7 protein-coding genes are annotated in these 12,853 nt (G+C 73.1%); 3 read left to right on the top strand and 4 right to left on the bottom strand.

What is annotated here, in order from left to right:
• Window positions 1-48: 48 nt before the first annotated feature.
• The gene (gene nudC / locus DEO23_RS07985) at window positions 49-969 is read right to left on the bottom strand and encodes an NAD(+) diphosphatase (protein WP_109275432.1); all 921 of its coding nucleotides are present in this window, start codon (window positions 967-969) and stop codon (window positions 49-51) included.
• A 120-nt stretch (window positions 970-1,089) separates the two neighbouring features.
• Here nudC and DEO23_RS07980 point away from each other — a divergent pair, with 120 nt between their 5' ends.
• Window positions 1,090-2,328 (top strand): phosphotransferase, encoded by a 1,239-nt coding sequence (locus DEO23_RS07980; protein WP_109275431.1) that lies wholly within the window; start codon window positions 1,090-1,092, stop codon window positions 2,326-2,328.
• Window positions 2,329-2,386: 58 nt separating this feature from the next.
• Here the strand turns inward: DEO23_RS07980 and DEO23_RS07975 are convergent, their stop codons facing one another.
• From DEO23_RS07975 to DEO23_RS07960, 3 genes are all read right to left on the bottom strand, one after another.
• Window positions 2,387-4,102, bottom strand: coding sequence for an HNH endonuclease signature motif containing protein (locus DEO23_RS07975; RefSeq protein ID WP_165831765.1), 1,716 nt, complete (start codon window positions 4,100-4,102; stop codon window positions 2,387-2,389).
• A gap of 415 nt (window positions 4,103-4,517) precedes the next feature.
• Window positions 4,518-7,925 carry an ATP-dependent DNA helicase gene (locus tag DEO23_RS07965; RefSeq protein WP_240613288.1) on the bottom strand — a complete coding sequence of 1,136 codons (3,408 nt, stop codon included), beginning with the start codon at window positions 7,923-7,925 and terminating at the stop codon, window positions 4,518-4,520.
• Window positions 7,922-11,440: a UrvD/REP family ATP-dependent DNA helicase gene (locus DEO23_RS07960; protein WP_240613287.1), complete on the bottom strand. Its 3,519-nt coding sequence runs from the start codon at window positions 11,438-11,440 to the stop codon at window positions 7,922-7,924. The genes DEO23_RS07965 and DEO23_RS07960 overlap by 4 nt, the downstream gene beginning before the upstream one ends.
• A gap of 176 nt (window positions 11,441-11,616) precedes the next feature.
• On the opposite strand from DEO23_RS07960, the gene DEO23_RS07955 reads away from it, so the two are divergent.
• Window positions 11,617-12,237, top strand: coding sequence for a TetR/AcrR family transcriptional regulator (locus DEO23_RS07955; RefSeq protein WP_109275428.1), 621 nt, complete (start codon window positions 11,617-11,619; stop codon window positions 12,235-12,237).
• A 169-nt stretch (window positions 12,238-12,406) separates the two neighbouring features.
• A complete protein-coding gene (locus DEO23_RS07950; protein ID WP_109275427.1) occupies window positions 12,407-12,628 on the top strand; it encodes a DUF3107 domain-containing protein in 222 nt (73 codons plus the stop codon).
• The last annotated feature ends 225 nt before the right edge of the window (window positions 12,629-12,853 follow it).

Here is a 12,853-nt window from a genome sequence, read left to right as displayed (position 1 = left end):
CCTCAGTCTGCCAGCGCGCGGGGACGAACGAGCGGGCGCTGTGGAGGATCAGACGTCGTCGATCGGTCCGCCGTACCAGTCCTCCACCAGCGCCCGTCCGACCGAGGTCGAATGGGGCAGCTGGATCTCACCGGCAGCCACCGCGGCGGCGAGCTCCTCGCGACCGAACCAGCGGGCCGAGGCGAGCTCGCCGTCACCGATCACGATCTCCGGCCCGCCGGCCACCCAGGCCCGGAAGGCCAGCATCAACGATCGAGGGAAGGGCCAGGGCTGCGAGCCCACGTACTCCACCTCGTCCACATCCAGGGTGACCTCTTCGGCGACCTCGCGGGCCACGGCCGCCTCGATCGTCTCCCCCGGCTCCACGAATCCCGCGAGGACGGAGTGGAAGCCGCTACGGAAGCTCGCGTTGCGGGCCAGCAGGAGGCGGTCCTGGGCATCGCGCACCGCCATGATCACGGCGGGGTCGGTGCGCGGGAAGTGCTCGGTGCCGTCCTCGGTGCACTTCAGCACCCACCCGCCCATGGTCGGCGCGAGCAGGGCCCCGCACAGCGGGCAGTGGCGCATCGAGCGGTGCCAGGACCCCATCGCGGCCGCGGCCACGCACACCGCGGCGTCCTCGGGAGAGAGGTCGCCGACCACGCGCCGCAGATCCCGCAGGTCGCGTCCCGGATCGTCGAGCTCGGCGCTGGGTTCGGACGTCTCCACCGCGATCAGCCGCCTGCCCTCGCGCATGCCGAGATAGACGGCCGGGGCGGGCTGGTGCTCGCGGGGATCCTCCATCTCGAGGGCCGGCACCAGGTGGCCGTCGCGGTCCGCGAGCATGCTGGCCGCTCCCGCTCGGGTGACGAGATAGATCGCGTCCTCACCATGGTCCAGGACGTGATCGTCGGCACGACGAAGGGCGTCCCGATCCAGGTCGTGCCGCGTCAGAGGGGTCTGCAGCTGGGGTCCACGCACTCGCACCATGCCCTCAGCGTAGGCGCGTGGCGCATGTCCCGTGCCGGGCGTCCGGATCGGTTCGTCCGACGGCAGCTCCGCCGTGTGTCCCGACGCAGCTCCCAGCCGCATGCCGGGTACGGTGGTTCCGTGCCTCGCAATTCCTACTCCCTGGCAGCTTTCGCCGCCGCATCGGTCCCCGGCTTCGAGCCGGAGCGGACCGTCGCGATCCCGACCCCTCAGGACGATGTCGACGTCGCCGGAGTGATCGGGCAGGACGGGCGTCGGGTGCTCGTCACCTGCCCCCGCAGCACCGCCGGCGGGGTGCGGCTGGAGAAGGAGCTGAGCATCTCCGCGGCTCTCTCCCAGCACCACCTGGGCGATCTCGTCCCGGCGGTACTGGGCTCGGTCAAGCTGGGCGAGGGCGGTCGTGCCGCCGTCACCGACGTCCATGCCGGATCACCGCTGCTGCTGGACCGCCTGGAGCGCGATCGGGACCTGGCGGCATCGCTCGGCGAGGTCATCTCGCGTATCCACCGCGTCCCGGCCCGTGTGGCCGAGTCCTTCGGGGCGGAATCCTTCACCGCGCAGGCGCTGCGGGAGTCCCACCGCGTCCAGATCGCACGCGCCCAGGAGCTCGAGACGCTTCCCACCGCCGTCGTGCAGCGCTGGGATGCATTGCTGGCCGACCACGCCCTGTGGGACTTCGAGCCCGTCTTCATCCACGCCGATCTCTCCGAGGAGAGCCTGTTCTTCCGCGACTCGCAGATCACGGGCGTGCGCGGATGGGACTCAGCGCGCATCGGTGATCCGGCCGACGATCTCGCCTGGCTGGCCTCCGCCCTGGACGAGGACTCCTTCGACGCCCTGATGTCCTCCTACCGCGGGCACCTCGGTGAGCCGGCCCATCCCCGCCTTCTCGAGCGCGCCCAGGCCGTCGGCGAGTTCGCCGTCGTGGACTGGCTGCTGCACGGCATCGAGGCCGAGGACGACGTGATCATCGAGGACGCTCGCGGGATGCTGCGCGATCTCGAGTCCGACATCTCCCAGCTCGCCAAGGACGAGGCCGAGTCCGCTTACCTGTCCCTGGACGCGCACGAGGATGAGGGCGCTGAGCACGTCGGCGACGGGTCGGAGCACTTCGAGCCGGAGCACGTCGGCTCGGAGCGCATCCAGCCGGAGGGCTTCGAATCGGAGGGCTTCGGGGATGCGGGCGCCAGTGATGAGGGCGCAGTCGCACCCGATGACGCCCCGCGGTCTCAGAGGGCAGCGCACCACGAGAACTCTGCACCCCGTGAGAGTGCTGCGCCCCGTGAGAGCGCTGACGAGATCCCGGACGAGAGCGACTCCGACGGGCTGCGCGGTTCCTTCACGGACCCTCGCTCCTGACCTGGCCCCACTCCTGACCTGGCCCTCGTTCCTGCGCGGATCCGCCCGGGCCTCTCGTTCAGGCGGCGTCGGGGCGGGAATCGCCCGTGGGGTCCTCCCCGCGCTCCTGCGCGGCCGGTCGCGGTGGTGGCGACTGGCACAGGCCGGTGACCGCGCCGTCGAGTGAGAAGCCGAAGCCGCCCGTGGTGGGAGCGATCCTCGTGTCCCCCTCTCCCCAGGACATCGGTGGGTGCTGCGCATCCTCGATGCGTAAAGGATGCTCGGCAGCGAGAGGGCTCGTGCAGGCGTTCTCGAGCATCGGCGGCCAGGTGGCCTGAACGGGCCGGCCCCGATCGTCGCGCACCACGAAGCGCGGGGAGAGTTCGTCCGCGAACAGCGGGGAGATCTCGACGTCGTGAGGCCCGACAAGGCTGTCTGTGCGGTGCAGAGACAAACCTCCCTCGTGGACCATCACGTGGTGGCGGCGACAGAGCAGGACCAGGTTGTCGATGTCTGTGGCACCTGCCTGACTCCACGGGACGAGGTGGTGGGCATCGAGGTGCCGCACCTGGTGACAGCCGGGGAACTGGCAGGTGCGCTGCGTGGCGCGGAGCGCACGACGCTGCGCCGGAGATGCCAGACGACGGCTCCGCCCCAGATGCAGCACCTCCCCGTCATGGTCGGTGAGCAGCAGAGCCGTTCTCCCCGTGCAGCTCAAGCGCTGCGCGGTGCGCGCTTCGAGCGGCCCTAGCCCCACCACGCCGCAGCGGTCCCTCGGCGTGCCTGCGGAGCGTGTCGACGTCACGGGCGCGTCGGGCGATGACGGCGAGGAGCCGCGCACGCCACTGCCGCCGGCGGACGTTCCCGCGGGAACGTCACTTCGCTCCCGGGGTGTCATATCCCTCTCGGGGACCAAGCGCCCCGTTCCCGCTGTCGTGGGCATCTCGGCGCATCCCTTGGGCCGGTTCCCCTCGTCCGACTCCGTCGGCGACTGCTCCACGAGCATGTCCGGCGTCGCATGGACCAGGACCAGGTGTCGGTCCTCCCCGGAGCGATCCTGCGGCCCGGCATCGAGATAGGCCCGCGCCAGCTCGACGAAGACGTCGGCCCGTCGCTGCTCGAGCATCGAGCTGTTGGTCGGATCCCAGGCCTCCGGGGTCGTGTCGTGACTCCGGGAGCTCTCGTCATCGTCGGTGCTCTCGTCATGCTGGAGGGCGAGGTCCAGGGCGGTCACGACCTCGGCGCCCAGCTCGGCGGGCAGCAGAGCACGGATCTCGACCATGCCATCGCTCCGGACCTGCCAGGAGGCCTCTCGGCGAGCATCCTGACTCATCCGCGAGCCGGGATCCGCGCGGAACGAGCTGATGGTGCGTGCCAGCTGCGATGCCGTCATCTCCCGTGCCATCCCGACCAGCACGGCCTCGTCGACGAGGGCGGCGACACGCGTCATCTCGCGGACCTTCGAGTACGACAGGGCGCCCCGGGAGAACTCCTGCACGGTCAGCGGCATCTCTCGCAGTGCCCGCGCCACACGCACGTGTTCGCGCGCGGCGCCGGGCGACATGGAACAGGCCCAGCACAGCCAGTGCGCCGTCGACTTCAGGCCGACGTACCAGCGCACTCCCTCCCCGGCGTCGAACTCACCGATCAGCAGGAGGAGGCGGCACTCCGCCTCCGCGACGTGGGCAGCGTGCGCCTGGATCCGCGTGCCGAGGCGCTCGGCGTCCCCCTGGCGCAGCAGGTCCTCGATGCTCGCGAGAGCCTCACCCGCAGCCGACTCCGTCGTGGCCACCATGTCCCCTGTCCTTCCGCTGCCCCACCGCGCTGCTGCCGCCTCACCGCCCGCACTCCGAACCGGTCACGGCCCGGCCCGGTACCCAGGAGCCGTCCGATTCCACGTACCGCGTCCGCGCGAGTCTTCAGCCCATCACGGACGCCGTGCGCACGGGCGTTCGAGATCCGAATGGGGACAGCTGTGCAGTGGGGAGGACCGGTGCGCGCCGACCAGAGGAGCCGACGTCGCCTCCCACGCCCCCGTTCCTCGAGTGGTAGGCGGTCCCCGGTGCTCGGTGCCCGGTACCCGGTCCTCGGTCTCGGTGCCCGGTCCTCGGTACCCGGTGCTCGCTCGGTGCTCGGTGCTCGGTGCTCGGTGCTCGGTGCTCGACCCTCGCTGCTCGGTGCTCGGGCGTGTCTCGCCGCCCTGTCGATCCTCATCGTTCGGGCGAGGTCTCCTCGTCGGCAGCGAGCAGCATCCGTTCCATCGAACTGCGGGAGGGATGGTGCGTGACCTCGTGGCTGACGCCGTCGGCCACGTAGTAGAACACGGTGCGGATCCTGGACAGCGGCATCCCCGTGCGCTCGTGCCAGGCCAGCCGGTAGACCGACAGCTGCAGGGCCCGGGCTCGGCGGCGGGCGCCCGTGGGCGGTGATCCGGTCTTCCAGTCCAGGATCACCACACCGTCGGGGTGCTCGGGATCGGGGAAGACGGCGTCGATCACTCCCCTGATCGCCAGCGGCCCGATCCGCGTGGTCACCGGCTCCTCCACCGCGATGGGCACCTGGGACGCATACGGCGAGGACTCGAAGGACTCGCGCATCCGGGCGAGCGCGGCAGCATCGGTATCGGCCCCGGCGTCGGCGTCGGCGCGATCCTGCGTCCGATCCTGCTCCTGCTCCTCGAGGTCCGCGAACTCGGCGATGTCCTCGAGATCGAGCAGGGCACCACCCTCGAGGCGCTGCTCGATCCAGGCGTGGAACGCCGTGCCCCGGCGCGCCGAGCGTGAGGGGCGGCGCGGCAGGGGTCGCAGCATCGCGCGCGCTGCGGCCTGCGGGTCCTGGGCGCGGGCGACGATCTGGGAGGCCGAGAGGCGCGCAGGGGAACGCACCGTCAGCTGCTCACGACGCTCGGCGAGATCGGCGAGCACCCGCCGGGTCTGCTCGGCGAGCTCTGCGTCCTCGGGGACCTCGGGGAGGTCACCCTCGGAGGCGGCGGCGAGGAGCCGCTCGGCCTCGTGTCGGCGCTGCTCCGCCTCCCCCGGCGGCGGGGGCCACTCGGCCTCGAGGAGCAGGGCATCCAGAGGGTTCTTCTCCGGCACGTCCTCAAGGACCTGGAACGGTGCCGGCACCTGCGGGAGGACCTCCCGCAGGTAGCGCGATCGCGGCCGGGGCTTCGCCGCTCCGGTCCGCCAGGCGCACGAGCTCAGCAGGAGGTCCTCACGAGCCCGGGTGACCGCGACGTACATCAGCCGACGGTCCTCCCTCAGCGACTCCTCCCCCTGGTCGAAGCGGAACTGCTGGATCAGTGACTCGGCGTCGACCTGTGTGTCGGCGGCCGCCCAGTCCAGCTGCGGAAGGATGTCCGCGTCCCCGCGCAGGGAACTGGGGATCGAGGCGTCGGCGAGCTTGCCGAGCCAGCCGGAATCGGCCACGCGCACCGTGCCGTCCTCCGTGGTGCGTGCACGGCGGAGATCGTAGGAGGGCACCGATCCCTCGCTGAGTCCGGCGACGGCGACCAGGTCCCATTCGAGGCCCTTCGCCGAGTGCATGGTGACGACGGTGACGGCGTCCGGGTCCGGATCGGCCTGGCCGGCCCCCATCGACAGCCCCGCCTCCTGGTCCTCGCTGATCTCGAGCAGCGCCAGGAACGGGCCGAGGCCGGGGCGCTGCGCCGTGCGCTCGAACGCCGCCGCATGCTCGCGCAGAGCCGGCAGGCCTCCCAGGGCCGGCGAGGAGTCCGCGTCCGCGAGCAGGGTGAGATCGAGGTCGAGGGCGCGCACGGCCTCGTGGACGAGATCCGGGAGGGGCAGGGCGAGTCGGCGCCGCAAGTGTCGCAGCATCCCCTGCAGATCCAGCAGACGCTCCCGTGCCGCGGCGCTCAGCGAGCGTCCCTCGGAATCCGCCCAATCGGCTGGTGGGAGGTCGTCGACGGCGTCGATCAGCGACATCTCGTCGGCGTCGTCGACGGTCCCGGCCTCGCCGACGCCGCGGCGTCGCCTCGCCCCGAGCCTCTCGCGCCAGCGCCCCAGGACGGCGATGTCCCGCGATCCCAGGCGGAAGCGAGGACCGGCGAGCAGCCGCATCAGCCAATCGCCGCGCGACGGGTCGTGCACGCACTCCAGGAGTGCCCGCACATCGGCCACCTCGGGACGGTCCAGCAGGCCTCCCAGCCCCATCACCTGCACGGGCAGCCCTGCCTCTTCGAGCGCCTCGACGATCGGCGGGATCTGACGGCGGGCGCGCACCAGCACCGCTGCACTGGGCAACGGGGTCGATGTCGTGTCGGGACCGGACGACGAGGAGTCGTCACCGCGCACCTCCGGCCCGCGGCGCCGGCGGATCCAGGCGGCGATCGCTCGGGCCTCTGTCTGTTCGTCGGCTGCTTCGTGGACGTGCACCGTGCCCTCCCCGGCCCCGGGACGCACCTGGAGTTCGGGGATGGTGATCGCGGTGGAGGCGCTGCGCAGCGGCGCGGCGACGCGGTTGGCGACATCGAGGACCGCGCGGTCGTTGCGCCACGAGGTCGAGAGCGTGCGCTGGAGGACCTCCTGGGTCTCGCTCGCGAAGGAGCGTGCGAAGCCGTCGAGGGAGGCGGCCGAGGCACCGCGCCAGCCGTAGATCGCCTGCTGCGGGTCGCCCACCGCGCACGCGGCGTGGCCGGGACCGAACAGGTCGGCGAGCATCCGCAGCTGCGCGACCGAGGTGTCCTGGAACTCGTCGAGGAGCACCACCGGGTGCAGCTCGCGGGCCAGTCGCCCGGCCCCGGGCACCTCGCGGGCGATGCGAGCGGCCAGGTGCACCTGGTCGGAGAACTCCAGGGCGCTGCGCTCGGTGCGCACACGCGCGAACTCCTCGATCAGCCCGATCAGCTCGAGACGCTGCTCGCACGCGGAGACGACGGCGGCCACGTCCTTGGGTGTGGTACGGCGACGCCCGCTGACCTGCAGGGGGATCTGGGCGAGGTGTTCGCGAATCGCTCGCAGCTCGGCGGCCAGCTCGGCCGGGGAGACCAGGTGATCGGCGAGCGAGGAGGTCAGCGAGACCAGGGCGGCGGTCAGCGAGGCCGGAGAGGCGTCCAGAGCGAGAGTGTCGTCGGCGGCCTCGACGAGCTCGTGGGCGAGCTGCCAGGCGGCCGAGGGCGACATCATCGTGAACTCGGGGTCCAGGCCCACGCGCAGCGCGTGCTCGCGCACCAGGTCCAGGGCGAACCCGTTGTAGGTGTGGACCTGCACGTCCTGGCCGAGCAGGTCCTGCCCGGCCCGGGCCAGGCCGCGCGGCAGGGGGAGCCCCTCCGCGCGCAGGACGCTCGCGAGCGTCGAGAGGCGGCCTGCGATGCGTTCGGCCAGCTCGTGGGCTGCCTTGCGGGTGAAGGTCAGCCCCAGCACCTGACGGGGCTCGACGTGCCCGTTGGCGATCAGCCACACCACCCGCGAGGCCATGGTCTCGGTCTTCCCGCTGCCGGCGCCCGCGACCACCAGCATGGGGGCGAGCGGCGCCTCGATCACGGCGGTCTGCTCGGGGGTGGGCGCGGGGCGGCCCATCAGAGCGGCCAGGTGCTCGGCGGAGAACGTGGGCGGCGGCGCGGGCGAGGGCACGGGGTGCGCTGCGGAGCTCGGCGTCACAGCTCTGCCCCCTCGGGCCACAGCGGGCAGATCCTGCGCACGGAGCAGGTGTCGCAGTGGGCGTTGCGCCGTGCGGTCATCCGGGAGCCCGAGACCGCTCCCGCGGTGCTCTCGACCGTCGAGCTGAACCAGTCGGGGTCCTCGGCCGACGCCAGGGCGGTCTGGGTGCGCAGGGCGGGCCGGGCGCTGCCGGTCCCGACATAGACGAGCTGGCCGCCGGCCAGGTGCTGCGGGGCCTGCGGCCCGAGCTCGTCGGCCAGGGCTCCGCGGTCGACGGCGGTCTGGTACGCACCCAGCTGCAGGTCCTCCTCGACGTCGGCGGCCTTCTTGGGCGCCCGGCCCGTCTTCAGGTCGACGATCCGCAGCGTCTGCCCGGGGCCCGCCCCACCTTCGATGCGGTCGATGGCCCCGCGCAGCACGACCCCGCCCAGCCGGTACTCGAAGGGCGCCTCGATCGCGGCGGCCGGCGGGGCGGAACCCAGGTAGTCGTTCAGGAGCCGCACCGAGTCCTCCGCGCGACGCAGGGTGCGACGCCCCGACCAGGTCTCCTCCAGGCGCAGAGGGCGCAGCAGGGTCTGCAGACGCACCACCAGGTCCTCGACGCGTTCGGGGGCGACTCCGGTGGGGTTCTCCTGGGCCAGACGGTGCACGGCCGTTCCCACCAGCTGGGCGGGCCCGGAGGGGCGGGAGCCGCCTGCCCGTTCGAGGAGCCAGGCCAGCGGGCAGGCGTGGGCGCGCTCGAGCGCCGAGGGGCTCAGACGCACCGGCAGATCCGGGTCGAGCACGGGGCTCTCGCTGCTGGGCCGCTGGTGGTACCAGCTGCCGGGGTCCGCGCCGGGGATCCCGGCCTCGTGGAGGTCGTGCAGCAGCACGGCGGCCCGGGCCCGCTCCTCGTCATCTCCTGCGTTCAGGCGGCGCCGCAGGGCGGCGACGAGACGGCGCGGATCCGGGGCGGGGCCGGGATCCTCGGTGATCACGGAGCGATCGACCCATCCCTCCCCGGCCCGTCCGGCGAGCAGCGGGACCAGCGCCGAGGGCGCGAACTCACCACCGTCGACCGCGGTGACCAGCACGCGGGAGCGGGCGCGCGTGAGTGCGCTGACGGCGAGCCGCAGCTCGTCGGCCACCACGCTCTCGCGCTGCACGGCGCGCAGCGCGGCCGGCTCCAGGGGCAGCTCCTCGCCGTGGACGCCGGTACCCAGGAGGCTGAGCTCGGCGGCGCCGAACAACGTCGAGCGCAGGCGGACGTTGGGCCATGCCCCTTCCTGGACGCGCGCGAGGACCACCGTGTCGCGCTCGGCGCCGGCGAGCTGGGCGGGGGTGAGCACGGCGACGCGGCCGGTGGGCTCGGCACGAGGCGCCAGGGTGTCCTCGGCGACGGCCTGGCCGCGTACCTGGTCGATGAACACGAGGGCGTCGGCCTGGCCGCGACGTTCGGTGAAGCGGTCCACGGCGGCGAACAGGGCACCGACCGCGTCCAGTCGGTGCGCGGTGAGCCGTGCGCGGGCACCGTCGGCGTCCTGGTGGTCCTCCCCCAGCGCAGCGCGCTGCCACCCGTCCGCCAGGTGCGCCGCCTCCCACGCAGCCCAGAGAGCATCGGCCGCAGCAGGCGCAGGCCCGAGCTCTCGCACCGCACGGATCATCCGCCGGACCCGCAGCAGCGGCGTGGCGGTGCCCCCACCGTCCTCGAGACCCGGCGTCCGCTCCTCGAGGAGCGCGCGGGCCAGCAGGCGGCCCGAGTCCTCGGCCGACGGGGTGGCGTCCGCACGGTCCGAGTCCAGCAGCGTGCGCCGGATGCGGCGCAGACGCAGATCGTCCGCATCACCGAAGGGGCCGCGCAGCAGCTGCACGGCCTCGGCGGGCGAGAGAGGGAGCGGGGAGCCGGTCACCTCGTCGGTCGCGTCGTCGTCGGTCCCGCCGTCGTCGCCGATCCCGGCGTCTTCGCTAGTCCCGCCGTCTTCGCCGGTCCCGGCGCCATCGTCGCCCCGGACGTCCTCACCGCCCGCTCCCCCACCGTCGATCCCGAGCTCGACGATCCGCAGCAGGTCGAGGACGACCGGTTCCTCCCGCAGCGCGGGCAGACGCTGCGGTGTGGAAACGGCCAGGCCCGCCCGGGCGAGCTGGTCGGCGAGCTCACGCACCGTTCCACCCGAACGGCAGACGACCGCCATCTCGTCGTAGGCCACGGCGTGCTCGTGGTGGAGATCGCGCAGCGCCCCGGCGATGACGCGGGCCTCCTCCTCGGCGTCAGCGAGGGTCAGCACACTGAGTCCGCGGAGTGCGGCCGATGCGGACGGGCCCGCGTCCGACTCGATCGCGGCCGGCTCGGTCACGCCCGGCTCGGTCGCGGCCGGCGCATCCGCGGCGTCGGACGCCACGTCCAGCGGTCGGCGCAGACTGCTCGGGGACCCGGCGAGCGGGAGCCGGCCCCGCAGCGCATCGATCGCCGGGGCGGGGACGGCATCCCGGCGGGACCGGGCGAGAGCGACCTCCCGCGGAGCACGGGGCAGTCCGTCCCGGATCCTCGCGGCGGCGTCGGCGACGGCCCCGCGGAAGGAGTCGACCATCTGGTCGGGGCAGGAGGTCACCATCACGCGGGACCCGGCGCGCGCGAGGGCGAGCACCAGATCCACGCCCGCGGCCGTGAGGTCCTGGGCGTCGTCGACCACGACCGCGCGAGGCAGGTGGCGGGGGTCGAGGCCTCCGAGGAGCTGGGACCCCCGGCGCACGAGGGCACCGGAGTCGAGGCGGGGCCCGGCGTCCAGGGCCGTCATGCTCTGGAGGTCCAGGACGTCGAGGTAGTCGCGGAGGATCTCGGCGGCATCGAGCCAGGCCGGTCGGCCCCGCTGCAGCGCGAGCGTGCGCAGCGCGTCGGGGCCGATCCCGAGCTCCTCGGCGCGGGTGATCACGTCGCGCAGTTCGGTGCGGAAGCCGGGGAGGGCGCGTGTGGACGCCTCGAGGGACAGCGACCAGTCCTGTCGGTCGGCGATCAGATCGGACAGCAGCGCGTCCTGATCGGCGCCGGTGACCAGGCTCGGCTCTCCCTGCCCGCGCGCGATCGCCGCCGCACGGACCACGGCGAAGGCATGGGCCGGCGGGGTCGCGACGCGCACGCTGGCGGCCGCCCCGGCCAGCGCCACGGCATCCCGCAGAGGATCGGCCGCGGCCCGACGAGGCGAGAGCAGCAGCACCTCGTTCCCGACCGTCGTCGCGGAGGCGGATGCGGGCCGGCCGCTCCCGCCGTCACGGTGAGCGAGGTCGAGGGCGGCGGTGAGCGCGAGAGAGGTCCGCCCCGCTCCCGGGACGCCGTGGACGAGCACGTGCTCACCACTCGTGAACGCGTCCAGGGCCTCCGTCTGATCGGCATCGAGGTCCGCACGCGAGAGCGCCGCGGGCAGGCGTCGCCGATCCGGGGGCAGGACAGTGAGCTCCTCGAACGAGCTGCCCCCTCGGCGACCTGCGGACGTCCCGCTCACGGGCTCCGCGGCCGCCTGCTCCTGACCCGTCTTCTGCACGTCCCCCAGTGGATCACAGCGCGGGGACATCCGAGGACGGCGGGCGGGCGAGGACACGGAAGACACCAAAGGACGGACATTCCAGACAAATACCGTAGACTGGGCTCGAGCCGTGCGCCTGGACGGTCGCCCCGACGACCAGGGAACCACGCCGCCCTGCGCGCTAGGAGTGAGAGATGACCGGAACCCCGCAGAGGATGCCACGCTCGGAGCGCCGAGCGATGGTCCTCGCCCGCGCGAGCGAAGGCTTCATGGTGCACGGTTTCCGCAGCACCTCGATGGACGAGATCGCGCACTCGATCGGGGTCACCAAACCCGTGCTCTACCAGCACTTCGCTTCCAAGGAGGATCTCTACCTGGCCGTCCTCGGCGCGATCGGGGAACGGGCCCTGGCGGCCGCCCGGGCGCTGCCTCCCCTCCCGGCCGACGAGGACGAGCGCGCGCGGGCCGCTCTGCGCTGGGTGCGGGAGCTGACCACGGAGCGACCCGACGTGCGCCTGGTGCTCTCCCCGGAGCTCGTCTCCGACCCCGTCTCCCTGATGGCCTCACGCCTGCGCACCGAGCTCGCCCGGGAGATCTCGGTCGCGCTGGTGGGCCGCGACACGCTCAGCGACACCGCGGCCGTGGCGCTCGGACGCTGCCTGATCGCACTCGCGGGCGACGAGGTGCACGGCCGCGGCAGCGACCTGGAGACCGACCCCGAGTCGATCTCGCGCTTCATCGCCCGCGGCCTCTCGAGCATCGCGGAGACTCCGGACGGCCCGCGGCAACAGCCTGACGGCCTCGAAGTGGTCTGAGAGAGCAGCGATTCGTCTGAGAGCGCACCGATCGGCCGCCCCGGACCCGGTCATGGCGACTGCTGCGCCGGTAGGATCTTCCGTGCCGACGACGCGTCCCGAGGGGCCGTCGTCGGCCGTCGGTCCGGCGCAGAGCCGACCGCTCACACACACGAGGGAAGGACCCCGAATGGACATCCGCATCGGCATCCAGCACGCTCCCCGCGAGCTCGTCGTCGAGACCGAGGAGAGCGCCGAGTCGGTGAGGTCCGCGCTCGAGACCGCCCTGGCCGACGGCTCGCTCGCCGCGCTCACCGATTCCAAGGGCGGCACCGTGCTGGTCCCGGGCGAGAAGATCGCCTACGTCGAGATCGCGAGCGGCACGCCGAAGCGGGTCGGCTTCCTGGGCTGACCGCCGCCCGATGGGTCGGGGCCCAGGTCCCGGACCCGCCCGAGCCACGGGGACGAGGAGCGAGTCACACGCCCGGTCACCGCGATCCCGCGAGACCTCCCCGTGGCGCGCCGACGCCCGCGCGCTCCCTGCCTCTCTCACCTCGACGTCCGCGCGCCGCGACCCGGGTCGCGGCAGAGATCCCGGCCAGGGTTGAGCCACGGCACAGCGCTACGATGGCCGCGC

Origin of the sequence: Brachybacterium endophyticum (assembly GCF_003130585.1) — a bacterium.
Lineage (GTDB): Bacteria > Actinomycetota > Actinomycetes > Actinomycetales > Dermabacteraceae > Brachybacterium > Brachybacterium endophyticum.
Note: the sequence above shows the minus strand (reverse complement) of the source record. Positions and strands in the feature narration are given on the sequence as shown.